This is a genomic window from Janthinobacterium sp. GMG2 (assembly GCF_033949445.1).
GTDB lineage: Bacteria > Pseudomonadota > Gammaproteobacteria > Burkholderiales > Burkholderiaceae_D > Janthinobacterium > Janthinobacterium aestuarii.
Map to the genome: position 1 here is coordinate 289684 of NZ_JAXAWA010000002.1, position 16211 is coordinate 305894.

Below are 16211 nucleotides of genomic sequence, written 5' to 3' on the forward strand. Positions count from 1 at the left end.
AACTTTCAGGCAAGGCCACTTGCATCGATGAGAATGGCGGAGATTTGGCGGATGGTGTCGACCGCGGAAGCGCCGCCGTCTTCACGCCGCCAGCGGTTTTGGAAAATATTGCGTTGCACAGTGCCGGCCACCAGCTGCCAGCCGCGCGCTTGGTTCCTGATGATGTAAAAGGCGCCGTCCCGAACAGAGGTCACGTTGTAGTCCATCGGCGTGCCAACGATGGCAGGTATCGCTACGCCTGAAGGCATGCCCCAGGATAGTGTTCCCGCTGCAATATTGATGCGCGCACGGTACGTCAGCGGTTGTCGGGTGAGATCGGCGCAAACACTGGTGTCGTCAGCGTACAAGGCTGCGGTGAAACCGGGTACCAGCACCGGGGCGCCGAACACATAGACCTCGGTCGATTCCTGGATATCGAAGCCATTGGCATCGAAAGCGCCGTTTCCCTTGTGCACGTTGATGGTCCAGGTGTTGCCGGATTTGCTGATATTGCGCAGCGCCGTGGTGCCGTTCGCCTTGACCGGCAGGGCGACGACAATGTCGCCGGCCCAATCGATGGTATAGACACTCTGCCCTGGCGTTTTCGTGATGCTGCCGCCCCCGGCCTGCGCCACCCCGAACAGTTGCGCACGCCCGATGTAGCCGTAGGTGATGCCGCGATCAGAGATCACCAGCTCATCGGTGTCATTGACGATTTGAACGAAGGTCATTAATACACCTCCACGGCAAACCGCCTGGTCGTGCTGGCAACGGATATAGTGACGCGCGGATAGCCCAGTGCCGTATCGGCCACGACGCCCATCGTGCCCGCTTCAACCCACAGCAATAAAGGCACGATTTCGACCGAGCGGCCGGCAAAAATGGGATAGGTCAACACTGCAGTTTCGGTGCTGGCATATTGGCGGACGTCGGCAATGATGCCGCCGGCAACAGTCCGGGAATCCCAGTTCTTGGTGCCGTTATCGTTGAAAAGCTGCAGCGCCGTCGTCATGCGTCACCCATTTTCAGCTTCAATGTATTGGCGGAATTGAAAAATGATAAACCTGAACCAGTAAGGTCATACCCGGCACCAGTGCCAGTGACAGCGCGCGCTGGACTGCGAATCAGGCTAAAAGTGCCTGTTGCTGCAGCCAGCGTGCCATTAAAAGTCGCCAGACCTGCTACCACGTTGAATCCGGGAGCATAAACATCGCCGTTAGACCCAACACTAAAATATCGGCCGTTCTGCGGGTTTCCTATAAACAGTCCGTCAGCGCTGAGGTGATATCCAACGCCAAAGTTGCCGGTGGCCGGCCAGCCAGGTGCGTTCGTCGGATAGCCAGCTCCACCATGCAGCGTCGTGCCGTACAAATCACCAGCCTTCACATTGCCCAGAATCGCGGTGATTGCCGCCAGGTTGTCGACCGCCAATGCCTGCGCCGCCACCGTGCCAGGAACCAGCAGGTTGCCATTCAAAACCATGCCCGCCTCCAGCCAGGCGCCATCAACATAAAACTTCGTCACCGCATGTGCCGCGTCGTACAGCGTGACGGTGTCGCGGTTGATCGGTGCGCCGTAGCCGGCGTGGCCTAGCTCATAGACGGCAGAGGCATCCGACCAGCTGGAATAGCCAGGCGCTGTCACGGTGACGGTGCCGCGCTGGCCAGTGGCACCGTCGGCAGCCAAGCGCGCAGCGGCGGCCCATTCGCCGGGCGCGATGTCGTCGGTCGCGGTGCGCGAAGCGGCCGTGGAGCCCGATGTGAACAGGTAGGCACCGCCGGCCGTCGGCACCTGAGTCGACCAGCCATTATTCAGGCCCGTCAGCGTGCCCGTGGCAAAGGTGAACGTGCATGCCGCGCTCGGCAGTGCCGGCGCGATGTTGGTCGCCCCGCGCTGGTAGATGCGCACGGGCGCCACATTCAGGCCGTCGACACCGTTGGCGCCGTCCTTGGCCAGCTGCACCGCCCCCGCCCACTCATTGGCAGCGATGTTGTCCGTGGCATTGCGCGAACTGGCGGCGGCCACGCGCACGTACAGCGGCGCGGTACCGGCCGGGATATTCTTCGACCAGCCGTTGGCCAGGTCATTGCCAGCCGGCGTCGTGATACTGGCCGTGGCAAAGGTGAAGATCACGTCCCCCGGCGAATCAGCAGGCACGGCTGCCGCGCGCTTGTAGGCGAAGGCCTGGCCCGTATTCAATCCAGACAGGCCCGGCTCGCCGGTGACGCCGTCGAAGACCTTGCTGATCATGTAGTTGGCGATGTAGTCGACGCCAAACTCACGGATGGTGGCTTGCACCAAGGCTGTATCCGTGGTCATGGTGGCAAAATTGACCGTGGCCACATTCCCGTTGACGGTGATCTGCGTGCCGGCGGATACCGAAAACACGATATCGCCCACTACATTCACCGGTTTTGCCGTAATGGCAATCGAGCCTGGCGCACCGGCGCCGGCACTGTTCACGCGAAATACCGGCGTGCTGCCAGCCAGTAGGATCGCTTTGCCATCGGCCGTCGTGCTGAAGCGCTCCGCCGAAGCCTGCAGCAGCGTATCGCGCGCACCACCGATGGCCGTCATACCAGCACCCCCACCGTCACGCGCCCGGCCAGCCATTGGTGCGACAGCAGCACCACCACACCCGGTGCGCCGTCCTGCAGGCCGAAACGATCATCGCGCAGCACCACGGGCTGCCCCAATTCCAGCATCATCATCTCAGGCTCCCCATCAAATTCGTAAATCGTGCGCTGCACCTTGTTCAGGGCCAGGCGCCGCGCTGCTTCCGCTTGCGCGTCCGCGTTCGTCTTGAGGCAAGTTTCAATCTGCGGCGGGTCGTCCGTCAGTCGGTACCTTGCCTTTACCGCAGCATCGACAGCCGTTTCCGTCAGCCACTCCGTCGCGTATAGGTCGGCGTGCGCGGCCGGGATGCTGGTCGTCAGGTTCGTTTGCACCGTCCAGTTCTTGTCGAAACCGATCTTGACGGCCGCCACGACCGGCAGGCGCTGTACCGGCCGCAGGGAATCGAGCCGCATGTGTTCTGGTCCGATCTCCACCGGCACGCCGGCGGCCGGCAGCGCGATCTGCACCAGACGCAGCTGGCCGGTGCGCGACATGATCGCCTGGGCGCCCACGCTGGCCGCCAGCTGCTGGATGGCCTGCGCCTGGTTCGTCCGGTCCGCAACGTACAGGCCCACCAACTGCGGGTGGGCGGCATCGAAGGCGGCCAGATTGTCCAGATCGAGGTCGGCCAAGGTAAAGCGGTCGGACGCCTTCCCGTACGCGGTGGCAATGCGCTGCACCAGCGGGGCGATACGCGGCGCGTAGCCGCCGCCCTTGTCGCCCTGCACGCTCACCGTGATCGCCGCCGAATACGGCGGCGTGGTCAGGTTGAAGCGTCCGGCTTGGTCGTTCAAGGCCACAGCAATCGGCTTGCCGTTGGTGCGTACCTCGAAGCTCGATTCGACGGCGCCGAGAAAGCCATATTCCAGGGTGGCCGGATCGGTCTGCATCGGCGTGACGTTGTGGCATTCGCCAAACGGCACCGGCAAGGTCGCATCCTTGTTCGACGTCGTGCCGCCCAGCTTGGCCTCGGTGATCGGCGTATCCAGGCGCTGCAGCTTGTCGCGCAGTGACAGGTTGATCGATTCGCGTGCGGAACTGCCAATATCGGCGACGATGCCGTCGAAGACCAGGCGAAATTCGCTGCGCGGCCAGGCCGGGTCGCCGGACCATGCCTTGATAGGCCGGTTACGCCAAACGTCGGCGAGCCAGCCATCAAGCGCACCATCGCCGTTATCGAGCTCAATATCGCCACCCGACAGCCCCGCCTCGCCGGTCAGGCTGACCTGTTCGGTGAAGGCCAGCCCGCCGGTGGCCAGCGGCAAGTACTCGACGTTGGGCGGGGTATCGGCCGGGCCGGTGACATACGGCCAGGATGAGATAAAACGCGTCACTTCGACGCCCGCCACATTCACTTGCGCCTCGATCAGCACCATGCGAGCGGCCGACGAACTTTGCAGCCACGCCAAAAATTGCGCATCAGTCATTCGGAATACTCCACTTTTTTCGCCCAGGCGGATGCCTTGGCGGATTTATCGACGCCGGCGACGACCGTCTTGGCAGCCTTGTCATTCGACTCGACGGTGGCCTGGATGGTGGCGCCGGTTTGTTTGGCTTGATCGGCGCGCAAGCCCTTGATCTCGACTGTTTGGGCATCGAGCCTGGCGTTTAGAGCACGGATTTCAGCGACCAATGCGTCGGAACCAACATTCGAGCCGGCCGAATAGCGCATGGCGTCGAAAACTACGGGGGCAGGGGGGCTGGACAAAGCGACCGGCGCAGCAACGGCAGGCGCGTTGGTAAATTCCACACCCCGTATGCTTGCCGTGCCCATTGCGGCCTGCAGGTTGGCGATGGCTTGCGCCACCGTCAGCACGCTGTCGTTGATGGTGATCAGGCCCGACACCTGGGCCTTGAGGGCATCCAGGCTGGCCTGCTGCACGTCGACCTGCGCTGACGCCCATTTCAGCGCCTCGTTGTTGGCCGCCACCACGCGGGCGTAATCTGCCGCGTAGCGAGCATCCGAGGCGTTGACCACCTGAGACGCTGTCAGGAACGCCTGCTCGGCAGCCGACAGGCCGGACTGCGCCGTCGCGTCGCCGGCATTGGCCGCCGCCAGGGTTTTCTCGAACTGGGCGCGCGCCTCGGCATATTTCTGCTCCGGCGTCAGAGTGGACTGGTTGCCCAGGGCCATGCTGGCATTCAGGCCGTTGAGCGTGGCCACCCACGACTTCGACTTGTCCAGCGCCGTCTTGGCCGCTGCCGACTCGGTGTCATAGGCCTTGGCCAGCGCATCCTTGGCGGTAATGACTGCCTTGGCCGCCTGTACCTGATTGAACAGTGCACGGTTGACGGCGGCGATGCTGGTGCGCTGAATGGCCAGCAGTTCGGTTTCGCTTTTCGTCAGTTCGTTCAGCTGTTTTTGCAGATCCATCCGCTCGCTGGCAATCTCACCGGCGGTCTTGACCACTGCGGCATAGTTGCCCGTCGCGGCGGCCAACTGGCTGCTGTAGTCGGCGGCCGCCTTGAAGGCCGGCGCCAGGGCCAGCAGCTTGATATACAGCTCCTGATCCGCCGCGCTGGCCAGGTTCAGGCCCAGCACCTTCTTCTTGTAGTCGTCTATGGTCGTGGTGCCGGCCATACCCAGCTTGCCCAGCGTATCGGCCACGGTCGACAGCACGGGCGCCATTTGCTCGGCTTCCGTCAGGAAGTTTTCAGCAAAGAAGCTGGTCCCGCTGGTGAGCGAGTCCAGGCTGCCGGCTAGCTTGATCAGATTCTCTCGCGCACCGATAGTGGCTACACCTACGGCGCCGAACGCATCCTGCGAAGTACGGCCGATCAGCAGCAGCGCAGCATCGACCGCAGCGTAGTTTGTGCCAACGCGCTGTAGTGTTTCGCTGAGTTCCTCCGTGCCGACCTTGAACTGCGCCAGAGTGGGAACGACTTCCAGGGCAATGGAATTCGCCACATTGCCAAAGAATTTTTTGACCGCCTCCTCATTTTTGGCGGCGTCACTTGTCAAAGCGATATTGAGAGACTGGGAGCGCGCCTTGATGCCGGCGGCATCCACGCCAAGGGTTGTCGCCATGGCTGCAGACACATCTCGGATCGCAGCATAGGTGCTTGAGAACGCACTCGCCGTGGCCGTGTCGACCGCTCCGATATCCGTGTCGGATTTGTTGCTACGGAACAATCCACCTTTTTGAGTCCAATCCGCAAAGGTCTCGCCCTTAAACGAGCTGTCAGCCCCCAGCGTGCCTCGAATACCGGATGAAGTAATCTTTTTCTCCGACATACCAAAGGCGCGATTAATCAAGCCGCCAACGATACCGCCAAGAATCGGCACAGAATTTGTTAGCGTGGAGAAATTAATAAAACCACCACCATTCCCACCGTTGACGGAATAGCCATTGGAGATTTTATTCCCAAGCGCCCGGCCAATTCCCGCAGCCGCAAGCCAGGCTGTCGCCACAGTGAGGGCAGAGCCGGCTGTCGAGCCACTCGTCAACGAGCTGGCCGTGCTGGAATCGCCGGCCTTCAGATAGGCCTGCGTGGCCGTACTGGCTTGGTCGCCCGACAGGGTCATGCCCTTCCCAAAACTGGAAATCGAACCTGAATTGAAGTAATTCCCTGCTGAACTAAGGGCTTCACCCAGCGACGACGTCATACTGGCAAAGCCATCCGTTGCGATGGTGTAGGCAGTCTTGGCGCTCTGCGCCAGGCCGGCAATGCCGCCCAGGCCTCCACCAGCCGCGCCGCCACTCATGCCCAGGCCATTGGATGAGGCCAAGCCAGCAGCGCCGCCTCCGGACACCGACGTGCCAATATTCAGAATCCATTTTTTGATCGTCATCTGGTACAGCAGGTCGAGCAAGCCATTTTTCAGGCTGTCTCGCAGGCGATCGAACGCCGACTTGCCCGAATCGAAGATCGACACGAACGTATCGTGGGCTGTCGAGTCGATCGATTCCCACATTTTGCGGTTGGCTTCGATCTCGGGCTTGGCCAACTGGTTGCTGTACCAGGTCGAGTATTCTTCCTGCAGGCGTTTCTGGGCGTCCGTGCCGGCGCCGGCCAAGGCAATGCGTTCCTGCCACATGGCGGCGTCGATCTTCAGCAACGCGCTAGCGCGTGCTTTTTCATCGAATATGGACTCCGCGGCGAAGCGGCGGTTTTCGTCGGCCAGCTGGGCGGCGTAACTGAGAGCTTTGGTCTGCGCCAGCGTGGCCTGCTCGACGCGCACGCGCGCGGTCGCTTCTTCCGTCAGGCGTTTGATCTGTTCCTCCGTAACGCCCTTGCCGGCCACTTTCTCCTGCAGCAAGAATTTTTCAAGTGCAGTCTGCTCGCGGACTGCCACCATGGCCAATTCACGGGCATCGTTGGACTTGCCCATCATTTGGTACTCCACCAACAGCGCGGCTGCGGAGTCCTGGCGCGCCAGCGTGCTTTCCTGGATGTGCGTGGAAACGTCCTTTTCGGTAGCCCGGGCCTTGGCCACCTTTTCGACAGCCGCCAGTTCGTCCAGCGCCGCGTGGGTTGCCGTCAGATGCGCGTCGGCCAGCTTAAGCTTATTGACCTTGCTCGCCTCGTCCAACTTGATGCGCAGCTTCTGGCTTTCGGTCGCATCGACGTCGGTGGCGTTCTCCAGACGGCCAGCCTCAATCTTCTCGCGGATGCTCGCAATCAACGTGGAGTAGGCCTGCTCCTCTTTTTTGAGGCCGGCAGCAACACCCTTGTCAGCATATTTAGCCCTTACCAGCTTTTCCATTTCCGGAGGGATTTCCCCGAACTTCTTTTTTAGCTCTCCAAGTTCGGCCGCCATTTTCTGCGCGGCTGTGCCGTTCTGATCGAACCAAGTTTTAATATCAGCGTCGCGCGTGAATGCTTTGTTTTTTTGTTGTTCGTTATTAAATGTCTCCATTTCCTGGTTGATTTCGTTCAGTCGACCTCCCCAAACACCCATCAGGGCCGATTTGGCAACAATGTCCAAATCGGTACGTTTTCCGATCGAGTTAATTTCAGCCAAGATTCTTTCGCGGTTCTTTTCTCCGTCCGTCGCAGGTATCGCGCCTGTTGTCATTTTCTTATTTGCAAGCTCATTGCGTTCCTTGAGCTTTTCAATTTGCTTGTTCAAATTTGCTAAGTATTCGTCGATTTCGTCCGCCAACGTTGTCGTAACCGCTTTTTCCGCCTCACTACCTTTACTTCCCCACAATACCCATGCAGCGGCGCCTACGCTAAGCAGCGTGGTAATAATCCCGATCGGCCCTCCGAGGAAACCGAGCGCTTTGGATGCAATGCTTGCAGTGACCGCTGTACGTCCAATTGCACCATTCAATCCATTAGTTGCGGCAGTGCGCGCAGCAGTCGCTGCGGTATCCGCAGATGTGGCAGCCGTAACCGATGCCGTCGCCGCTGCCAACTGCGCTGACACGCGCCCCAGCGCAATGCTAGATGCGGTAAGTTCAGCCAGCGCTGCTACTCTGGCCTGTTCGGCCACAGCCAGGTCGAGCGTTGATGCGCGCACGACGCGCAGGGCAAAACTGAGCGCGCCAGCAGAGGATGCCGCGGCGATAGCTGCTTCAGCTGAGGCAATATTTGCCTTTGCCTGGTTGTATTGAGCGAACACCATTTCGCGCGCTGCTAGCAAGGCCGACTTTTGCGCCACAAGGCCCGCCAGTGTCGCCTCTGCCTCGATCAACTTCGCTGAGGTGGATGCAGACGTTGCGGTTGTACTGGCCACAAGAGCCTCGGCCTTAGAAATTAGCGCCGCACGTTCAACCACCAGCAACGCAGCTAATTCAGCATTTGAAGCGAAATAGGCCTGGACCGCCGCGACGCCCATGAAAAAGTACCCGGCCAGCTTCAAGGTCATTAATCCCGCCGTGGCAGCAAACAGCACGTTAATGTTGTCGGAAAGTAATTTAATACTTGTAGTGAGAATATTCACGGTGCCATTTGCTTGCGCTTTGATAGCCGTAAATTCCATGAACTCATTTTTCAGCACAGTGAAAGCGCCACCAATTGTGGCAACTTTTTTACCTTCCTCGCGCAAGGCTACAAGTGCGTTTGGCAAGACCTCTGCCATGATTTTGGAGGTAATCTTTCCCTCACCAGCCATGCCCTTTAAGGCTCCAATCGGCAATCCCATGCCATCGGCCAGCGCCTTCATCAAGCGCGGGGCAGCTTCATTCACTGCGTTGAACTCTTCGCCACGAAGCGTGCCAGATGCGAATGCCTGCGACAGTTGCAACTGGGCCGATGCTGATTCTGTTGCCGTTGCGCCGCTGACCTTCAAGGCCAAATTAACGGTCTCAGTGATTTCAGCAACCTGCTTTTGCGTGGTGCCCAGCTCCCGGGTTCCGTTTGCAATACGAGCATAAAGGGTGCCGGTGCCGTCCAATGCTTGCTGTGAGCTGTTTGCAATACGCTTCACGTCGGCGTATGCCGCGTTATATTCACGTTGAGACACAGTCGCCAGACGCAGCTGCGCGGTAAACTTGGCGTATTCATCACTCATTTTGACGATGCCAGCCAGGCCGGTACCCAAGCCGATGGCGCCCAACGCGGCGCCGACCTTGTCGCTGTACGCAGCGATATCCCGAAGAGACGATGTTGACTGTGTGCGCAAGCGATTGAATTCACGAATCGCCTGTGCCGAGTCTGCAGTAATGATGACGCGAGATTCATTTCCCATCGGTTTTTTCTCTCCAGGCGCTCAAGGTCGCCCGTTCCATACATTGAATTTCAAAAAAAATACGCTCTTCATCGCACCGCTTGACGCGGTTCTTACGCATGACGACCTCTACACCTGGATAATTGAGCCCTGTCGGGCCAGCCATACCTGTCATCCACTGCGTGCTTACGGCTTGAAACAAATTCCAGCTGGGTAGGTTCTCGGGCCATAAATAGAGGTCTTCGCAAACAACAGCCGCGCGCTTAACCCGCAATCCAAAGGCAGCTGCTGCTGTATCGGTTGATTCCTGCTCCTGCTCTTGATCTTCGTCCGACACGACCAGGCCGAGCGCTACACAGCGCGCGACCTGACTTAGTTTTTTGCCTTCGCCCCGGCTTCTTTCATATAGGCGGTGAAGCACAACATACCCATGCCGCTAATGCTGAGCAGGGCGGCCAGCGCTTCTTCGCAAAATTCGGCAGGTTTATCGTCGTCTTCCAGCACCAGGCGCTGATCGCGCCAACCCATCGCCACGTCTGCGATAAACTCGTCAATTTGCGTCTCGCCACCGTTCAATGCACTTTTCAGGCCAGCGGTATCCAGACGTTTGCAAATCAACGAGAATTTAAATGGGATCGCGTTGCCGCTTTCGTTGGTGTGCGAACCAGCTACCAGGACTGCTACCGTATTGCCAACGACGATTTTGTATTGCTTTTTCATTATTTTCTTTCTGAGGGGAGGGCACTTTGGCCCCAGGGTTTAGAAACTGGTGGCAATGCGGATTTCGTCGTTGCCAGCAAGCGGGTTGACCAGCAGCTTGTAGCCGATCATGCGGGCGCCATTAAGATCTTCTTTGGACGGTTCAATGCGCTGCACACCTGGCATGAACACGGCGACGCGACTGCCGGCCACGGTACCGTGGATCATTCCAAGGCTGGTTTTGGCTGTGGCCAGGACTGCAGCCATAGCGGCCACCTCCTGCGCAGCTGTCAACTCCAGCTGCACCGCGCCAGTTACCTTGCGTTCGGTAATTGGCACGGATTCACCACCGAGGAGCGCCTGAAACGGCGAGGTGACACCCAGATCGATCGTCAGCCCCTTACTCGGGTAGGAATCGCCCCCGACCAGCGCTGGCGGCGTAGCTGTCGCATGTGTAGCACCCCACATCAGTTTGCCGGAGTTGGCATCAAGCACGATTTCCGGGACTTGCCACTCTTCCAGGTCTGCCGTTGGAGCCGCTGCCACGCCAATGCCGCCGTACAGGCAGACGAACTTGCACGAGATGACTGGCTTTTCGCCAACGCTTAACTTAAGCGAAGCGGTACCGCGAGCACCCAAGCCTTTATGCAGCACGCCATCGTCGTACCAGTAAATAGTGGTCGATTCGAAACCAGTTGAAATCGGGACATAGTCCACACGCACGCCTGCTGTGATGACTTCGGCGAAACCACAGGCGCGCAGCAGCGGGCCCCATGCGGGGGCGATACCCAACGTGCCGGCGCCGACCAGCTCGACATCGAAGCCCATCTCGACATAGCGGCTGCCGACCAGCTGTTCATCACCGCCCAAAAATGGACGAATGTTGTTGCGGTCGACGTTTTGGGCGTTCAGCGGGTTGATGCTCAGCGTGCTGACCAGCATTGCGTTGGCGGCGCCGGTCGGCACGGCATCGATGCCGTATACCGGTTCAATCTTGGCGAGGATCGCCGTATTACGAATGAGGCGAGACATGGATTACTCCTGGTTGGGTTGCGTGGCCGGGGCCGGGTTCTTGATGAGCGAGCCGTCAACGGGGTTGCGGGAATAGCTGCCGCCCGATTTCGGCTCAGCCTGGCGAATTGGCGCAGGCGTATCTTGTACGGTGGCTGCGGCCGGCTTTTGTGTTGCGACATTCATGTCAAAGTCCTTCCTTTGGTTTGATGCATCACCACGAATTTGGCAGTGATGCAGGCTATTTTTGAATCGAGCTCGTCCACTTCCCAGGACAGCGTGTCGCCCGGCAGCGGCTCGACCGACATGGCGGCGCCGCTTAGGGTGGGCGCCAGCGCCAGGCGATCAAACACTTCCACCAGCAGCGCGTCGGCGACCGCATCTGGCTCGGCGCCGGTTGCGCGCGCATAGCATTCGACGTTAATCAATGTGGCCCAGGTTGTCGGGCCGCCGATGACCTGCGCCAGGGTGGAGGTGCTGCGTTCGATGCGCACCACCAGGCCGCTGGCCTGGTCTACCGCAAGCGGCCGAGCTCGCGAGCGGAAAATACGGCCGCCCGACAGCGCTGGTTCGGCCTGCAGATGGCCGACGATTGCGGTGACGATGGTAAATTGCGCGCTGTTCATGGACGTTCCAGCAGCACAAGGGTGATGCCGGTGGGCGCTTCGCCATCAGGCTGCCGATCTGCAACGCGCCACGTCACCGCCTGGGCCGCGTCACCGACTACGATCTGGATCATGCTGCCGTCGAAATCGGCAGGCACGTCAGCGTTCATGATCTGCATTTGCGGCACAGAGGCACCGACGCGGGCCGGACCTACCGTAGCCGCCGAATATTCGGCATCGAATACTACCGGTACCACATTGGCGCCGATGGTCGCCGTAGCGTTTGCCAGTTTTTTATGCGCAATGCAGTTCATGCGCGCTTCCAGACCGGCGAACATCAGGCGTTGATCTTGATGTAGACGAAAGTGGTACCGGCAGCAGCTGGCGCAGCAGCGAAGCCGGCCAGGGTGCTGCCAGCAGCAGTGGCGGTCATGCGGCTGTTTGCGGCATCCCAGTACAGCAGATCGCCTTGAGCGACAGCGTCGGTACTCAGCTTGGCGACAGCCCACACGCCGGTGACGGAGGCGCTGCCAGCGCCCAGCGCTGGAATATCGGCCAGGGCGATACCGACACGCTTGCCGATGAGAACGACAGCGCCAGAGACAATGGCGGTAGCGCCGGCGGTAACGGTCAGGATCTCGCCTTCCTGAATGTAATTCTTGGCCATGATGGCTCCTATATAGTTGTGAAGTGCCGTCGTAGCGGCGCGTATCAGGGTGGCGGCTTACTGGCCGGGGTTTTTGACCATCGTGCGGTAGTCCAGCGCTTTGACGCCGGCATCGATGCGGACCTTGAATTCGACGCCATCGACATGCCAGCCGTTTTGCTGTTCCAGGGTCGGCGCCTCATTGCCATCCAGGTAGCTCACTTCGACAGTGTCATGCAACGCGGCGTTGGCGGTGCCGTACCACGTGGTCGACGAATTGGCGTCCAAGCGCGCTTCGGAAATGACGTCGAAGGTGTTGCGCACGGAGTTCGGCGTCGTGTTGTTCTTACTGGCTGCGCCGACTTCATATTCGCTGTCACGCACCACGCTGGCCGTGCCTTCCAGCGCCAATGGCACCAGCAAATGCGCCATCCGCAGGCCGAGGAGTGACTCGCCTTGCTTTTGCAAGCCCATGCCAACACGCATCGCATCGATGCCGGCCGTGCTGATGGCGGCGGCGGCAAGCAGATTTTTATGATCTGCGTGGAACAGCGGCACGCCATCCGACATCGGCGGATTGCTGGTCAGGATGGCGTATACCAGGTCGCCGATCGTACGGATTGCGGCGCGGCCCATGCGCTGCGGGATCTTGGAAAACGCGTCGATGTCATCATTGATGATGCCCTGGCGTGTGATGCTGAACATTTTTCCGTAGGTGGCCAGTTGCACCGTCTCGCCGCGTTCGCCGATGGTGGCATAGGTGTATTCACCGCCATCCTGCACCTGGGCGAGCGCGGGGAACATGTTCAAGTCGACGCGCTTGCCAGGCTTGAAGTCGGTCAGCGTGCCTTTCGCGGTCCACAGCTGGAACGTTTCTTCGGCTTCTTCATAGCCCTTCAGCATCGCCTTGTTGGCAACATTCGCCAGCAGAAGCGGGAAATCACTGCCGGTATGGGTAAATGCAGCGGCGATCAGGCCCATTTTGTCCATACCAGTGGTTTTGACGCCCGCATGCACTAGGCTTTCACGGGCAATATCGAGCAGGGTGAAGCCGCGATAATTGTTGTTGGTCTCGTCCTTGGCCAGCTTGCCGCGCGCCATGATCGACGCGGCGGCGCCAGCGCGGAACTTGTCGCGCGAGTCTTCAACGGTGACAATGTGCGTGCCGGCCACCGGACCAGCGCCTTGCGCCAGGTGCGCCAGCAGCTTGATGCCGGCCTGCTCGGCGCTGCAGCCGTGGTCGTCGGCGCAGGCCGCCTGCAGCTCGGCGACACCAGCGACGTTGCTGAATTTCGCAAACGCGGCGCTGATATCGGTGCGACGTGTCTTGTCTGCCGCCAACGCAGCGGCGGTGATTTGGGCGTGGGTCAATGCAGTCGCTGCTGGAATCGGTGCAGCTGCAACCGGGGCGGTGGTACCTGACATGGTGGGGTTCTCCTTTGGGGTGATCGGTGTTGGTGCGGCGGCAGCCGCTGGAATTTGTGGCAGAACAAATGAATCGAAGCGCGCTTTGACAGACAGCGCCAGGCTGGCCGATGCGGCGATCGGCAGCGCCGAAATGGTGGCGTCAACCAGCTTGGCGGCCAGAGCCTGTTCGGCGGTGTACCAGTGGTCTTTGCCGTCCGTAAGCAATGCCAGGATTTCCGCACGGTCGCCGCCGGTCTTGCTGGCGTAGCTGGTAGCCATCGCCTCGGACCAGGTGTCGAGCATGTCGGCATACTCACGCATGGCCACGCTGTTGCCTTCGGTCCAGCCCCATGGTGCGTGGATCATCATGGCGGCGTTTTCCGCCATCTGCACGGTATCGCCGGCAACCGCAATCAGGCTGGCGATCGAGGCGGCTATGCTGTCGATAATCGTTGTGACATGCGCCTTGTGGCGTTTGATCGCGTTATGGATCGCAATGCCATCGGTGACCGAACCGCCATAGCTATTGATACGCACGGTCATGTGGTCGACATCAAGCGCGGCCACGTCTCGCACAAAATTGGACGCCGTGATGGTGTCGCCATACCAGCTCTCGCCGATATCGCCGTAAATCAGAATTTCAGCCGAGGATGCCGACGCCGCTGCACCGGCCCGCGCGCTTGGGCGGATGGTGTACCAGCTTGCGGCTTGGTTCGATGCTGCGTTTGGAGTGGGCATGCTGTTTTCCTTGTTCAGAGCAGACAGTGTCTTTTTTACGGAGTCTCATTTCTAGGGAGAAATGAGACAGTTTGTATATTTATTCGACGTTGGCGTCAGGCGTTGCTGGCTGCGGGTTTTTCTGCTCATTGGCGTAGTCCGACTTGAAGACCAGGTTTTTTTCCTTTGCGGCCGCGCGATGCGCCGCACTCTGCTCGAGCACGTCGCGCGGGTTGGCGCCGCGCTTGCGGATGACTTCCACTTCGCTGGCAAATCCGTCCTGCACCAGCGCATGCCAGGCCATCGCTTCCTTGAGCGGATCGATCCAGGGCATGGACTGTCCCACGAACAGCGCATCGTCCACGGTGGCCGGGTTGACATCCTTCGGAATACGCACCACGCCCGACAAATGCGCGACGGCGACGAAATCGATCCAAGTGGGCTGCAGGTATTGCCCGACAAATTCGTCCGTCAGCACGGCGTAATTGATCCATTGCTCGACCAGTTCCTGGCGCTGGCCGGAATAGGTGCCGGTGTAATCGCGTGCGACGCTGGAATAGCTGGCCTGGATGCCGGCGGCGACTGCGCGCAGCTGGCCCTGGCGGAATGTGATCAAGTTTGGGTTCGGTCGGTTCGAGTCGATCATGCCGATCTCTTCGCCGGCCAGCAGACTGTCGATGATCATGCCGGGCGCCATGCCCAACTCGCGCGGCGCGCCATCGGGAGCTGCACTTCCATCATTGGGATTGCCATAGAGGCTGGCGTCGCCTTTTTTGACGTAGGCGGTCAGCGAGGCTGCCACTTTGGCGGCGATGCGTTCGGACTCCTCGTAATCCTTGATGTCTTCCAGGCGCGTGATCACGCTGGCAAACACAGAAACGCCGCGCATCTGGCCGATGCGGTCGACCATGGCGATATGGTGCATGCGCGAGACGTCGATGCGTTTCATTTCGGTGGCATGCTTGCTCCAGATGCCGCCGTTCGGGAATTCCTTGTAGGTGTAATAGCCGGTTGGCCGGCCCCAGGCGTTGCGCTCGATGCCCTGCTGGATATTTTTGCCGATGTCGTGGTAATCCATGGGGATCAGATCGGCCTCGATCAGTTCGAGCGAGTAAGGCACGCGCGTGCCATGGTCCAGTCCTGGCACGGGGCCGATCAGCCGCTGCGAAAAGCATTCGCCATCGCGCAACCAGGTGCTGGCAACAAGCCGCTGCGTTTTGCTGAAATGGTGGCGGTGCGTGACTTCGGGAATCAGCTGCCAGTCGCGGTACGCGTCGCGCAGCGCTGCCGCATATTCTTCGTGGATGGTGCCATCCATTCGTCGCGGCTGTGGCTCGATGCCGATACCGTTCGGTCCGATGACGTTGTTGACCAGTACGCCCAGCGCGCCGCGCGCCAGGTCGTGATTTTCGACCAGGCTGCGGGCGAGCGCGCGCAAAGTGGTGGCGCCGTGCTGTACCACTGCATTCGGCGATAGCGCATCCTTGGTCATTTTGCGCAGGCGCGACGGCTTGGCCGCCTCATACTGGCTCAGCACGCGGCGCGCCTGCATGCGGCGCAAGCCTGTCGCCGGCGAAATATACGCAACGACTCGATCAAAAAAATTAAATGGTATTTTGGTATGCTGGACCATTAGTATGGCCCCCGGAAGCTGGCCAGCGAGTAGCCCAGGCCGCCGATGGTGGGCGCCCTGATCACGGTTGTCGCTTCCTGCTGGACGCGGCGTTCCCACTCTTTGCGGCCCGCGGTAATACTGGCGAGGTCTTCCATGCGAAGCTTGCGATCGCCCAGGGATACCTCTTTCCCTTCCAGTACCGCCGCTTCAGCGGCAAGGTACTTGGCGAGCATGTCGGTGGCGGTAGTCATTTGTGCTCCTTCAGGTGAAGGGCCAACGGTACCGGCGCGGCTGTCTCAT

Annotated in this window: 15 protein-coding genes; all 15 read right to left on the reverse strand. The window is 60.0% G+C overall.

Features of this window, described 5'->3' with window-relative positions; genetic code table 11:
• Window positions 1-5: 5 nt before the first annotated feature.
• The 15 genes from SKZ59_RS07315 to SKZ59_RS07385 all read right to left on the reverse strand — a co-directional run bounded on the left by SKZ59_RS07315 (window position 6) and on the right by SKZ59_RS07385 (window position 16162).
• Window positions 6-710 (reverse strand): hypothetical protein, encoded by a 705-nt coding sequence (locus tag SKZ59_RS07315; protein ID WP_319991237.1) that lies wholly within the window; start codon window positions 708-710, stop codon window positions 6-8.
• On the reverse strand, window positions 710-991 hold the full coding sequence (locus SKZ59_RS07320; protein ID WP_319991238.1) for a hypothetical protein: 282 nt from the start codon (window positions 989-991) through the stop codon (window positions 710-712). Before SKZ59_RS07320 ends, SKZ59_RS07315 begins: the two co-directional genes overlap by 1 nt.
• Window positions 988-2556, reverse strand: coding sequence for a hypothetical protein (locus SKZ59_RS07325; RefSeq protein WP_319991239.1), 1569 nt, complete (start codon window positions 2554-2556; stop codon window positions 988-990). The genes SKZ59_RS07320 and SKZ59_RS07325 overlap by 4 nt, the downstream gene beginning before the upstream one ends.
• Window positions 2553-4022: a hypothetical protein gene (locus tag SKZ59_RS07330; protein ID WP_319991240.1), complete on the reverse strand. Its 1470-nt coding sequence runs from the start codon at window positions 4020-4022 to the stop codon at window positions 2553-2555. The genes SKZ59_RS07325 and SKZ59_RS07330 overlap by 4 nt, the downstream gene beginning before the upstream one ends.
• The gene (locus tag SKZ59_RS07335; protein WP_319991241.1) at window positions 4019-9232 is read right to left on the reverse strand and encodes a tape measure protein; all 5214 of its coding nucleotides are present in this window, start codon (window positions 9230-9232) and stop codon (window positions 4019-4021) included. The genes SKZ59_RS07330 and SKZ59_RS07335 overlap by 4 nt, the downstream gene beginning before the upstream one ends.
• The gene (locus SKZ59_RS07340; protein WP_319991242.1) at window positions 9222-9548 is read right to left on the reverse strand and encodes a DUF1799 domain-containing protein; all 327 of its coding nucleotides are present in this window, start codon (window positions 9546-9548) and stop codon (window positions 9222-9224) included. Before SKZ59_RS07340 ends, SKZ59_RS07335 begins: the two co-directional genes overlap by 11 nt.
• A gap of 35 nt (window positions 9549-9583) precedes the next feature.
• Window positions 9584-9931 carry a hypothetical protein gene (locus SKZ59_RS07345; RefSeq protein WP_319991243.1) on the reverse strand — a complete coding sequence of 116 codons (348 nt, stop codon included), beginning with the start codon at window positions 9929-9931 and terminating at the stop codon, window positions 9584-9586.
• A gap of 39 nt (window positions 9932-9970) precedes the next feature.
• Entirely contained in the window at window positions 9971-10942 is a 972-nt protein-coding gene (locus SKZ59_RS07350; protein WP_319991244.1) for a hypothetical protein, read from the reverse strand.
• A 3-nt stretch (window positions 10943-10945) separates the two neighbouring features.
• Window positions 10946-11107, reverse strand: coding sequence for a hypothetical protein (locus tag SKZ59_RS07355; protein WP_319991245.1), 162 nt, complete (start codon window positions 11105-11107; stop codon window positions 10946-10948).
• On the reverse strand, window positions 11104-11547 hold the full coding sequence (locus SKZ59_RS07360; RefSeq protein WP_319991246.1) for a hypothetical protein: 444 nt from the start codon (window positions 11545-11547) through the stop codon (window positions 11104-11106). The genes SKZ59_RS07355 and SKZ59_RS07360 overlap by 4 nt, the downstream gene beginning before the upstream one ends.
• A complete protein-coding gene (locus SKZ59_RS07365) occupies window positions 11544-11864 on the reverse strand; it encodes a hypothetical protein (protein WP_319991247.1) in 321 nt (106 codons plus the stop codon). The genes SKZ59_RS07360 and SKZ59_RS07365 overlap by 4 nt, the downstream gene beginning before the upstream one ends.
• Window positions 11864-12193, reverse strand: coding sequence for a DUF2190 family protein (locus tag SKZ59_RS07370; RefSeq protein ID WP_319991248.1), 330 nt, complete (start codon window positions 12191-12193; stop codon window positions 11864-11866). The genes SKZ59_RS07365 and SKZ59_RS07370 overlap by 1 nt, the downstream gene beginning before the upstream one ends.
• Before the next feature lie 57 nt (window positions 12194-12250).
• Entirely contained in the window at window positions 12251-14317 is a 2067-nt protein-coding gene (locus SKZ59_RS07375; protein WP_319991249.1) for a ClpP-like prohead protease/major capsid protein fusion protein, read from the reverse strand.
• A gap of 79 nt (window positions 14318-14396) precedes the next feature.
• Window positions 14397-15848: a phage portal protein gene (locus SKZ59_RS07380; RefSeq protein ID WP_319991883.1), complete on the reverse strand. Its 1452-nt coding sequence runs from the start codon at window positions 15846-15848 to the stop codon at window positions 14397-14399.
• Window positions 15849-15928: 80 nt separating this feature from the next.
• Window positions 15929-16162 carry a hypothetical protein gene (locus tag SKZ59_RS07385; RefSeq protein WP_314631517.1) on the reverse strand — a complete coding sequence of 78 codons (234 nt, stop codon included), beginning with the start codon at window positions 16160-16162 and terminating at the stop codon, window positions 15929-15931.
• Between the last annotated feature and the right edge of the window lie 49 nt (window positions 16163-16211).

Excerpts from the sequence above, each read along its gene's own strand:
- SKZ59_RS07385 (WP_314631517.1), bottom strand. The coding sequence starts at position 16,162 with ATGACTACCGCCACCGACATGCTCGCCAAGTACCTTGCCGCTGAAGCG.
- SKZ59_RS07320 (WP_319991238.1), bottom strand. The coding sequence starts at position 991 with ATGACGACGGCGCTGCAGCTTTTCAACGATAACGGCACCAAGAACTGG.
- SKZ59_RS07370 (WP_319991248.1), bottom strand. The coding sequence starts at position 12,193 with ATGGCCAAGAATTACATTCAGGAAGGCGAGATCCTGACCGTTACCGCC.
- SKZ59_RS07365 (WP_319991247.1), bottom strand. The coding sequence starts at position 11,864 with ATGTTCGCCGGTCTGGAAGCGCGCATGAACTGCATTGCGCATAAAAAA.
- SKZ59_RS07360 (WP_319991246.1), bottom strand. The coding sequence starts at position 11,547 with ATGAACAGCGCGCAATTTACCATCGTCACCGCAATCGTCGGCCATCTG.
- SKZ59_RS07325 (WP_319991239.1), bottom strand. The coding sequence starts at position 2,556 with ATGACGGCCATCGGTGGTGCGCGCGATACGCTGCTGCAGGCTTCGGCG.
- SKZ59_RS07350 (WP_319991244.1), bottom strand. The coding sequence starts at position 10,942 with ATGTCTCGCCTCATTCGTAATACGGCGATCCTCGCCAAGATTGAACCG.
- SKZ59_RS07345 (WP_319991243.1), bottom strand. The coding sequence starts at position 9,931 with ATGAAAAAGCAATACAAAATCGTCGTTGGCAATACGGTAGCAGTCCTG.
- SKZ59_RS07330 (WP_319991240.1), bottom strand. The coding sequence starts at position 4,022 with ATGACTGATGCGCAATTTTTGGCGTGGCTGCAAAGTTCGTCGGCCGCT.
- SKZ59_RS07315 (WP_319991237.1), bottom strand. The coding sequence starts at position 710 with ATGACCTTCGTTCAAATCGTCAATGACACCGATGAGCTGGTGATCTCT.
- SKZ59_RS07355 (WP_319991245.1), bottom strand. The coding sequence starts at position 11,107 with ATGAATGTCGCAACACAAAAGCCGGCCGCAGCCACCGTACAAGATACG.
- SKZ59_RS07335 (WP_319991241.1), bottom strand. The coding sequence starts at position 9,232 with ATGGGAAATGAATCTCGCGTCATCATTACTGCAGACTCGGCACAGGCG.
- SKZ59_RS07380 (WP_319991883.1), bottom strand. The coding sequence starts at position 15,848 with ATGCAGGCGCGCCGCGTGCTGAGCCAGTATGAGGCGGCCAAGCCGTCG.
- SKZ59_RS07375 (WP_319991249.1), bottom strand. The coding sequence starts at position 14,317 with ATGCCCACTCCAAACGCAGCATCGAACCAAGCCGCAAGCTGGTACACC.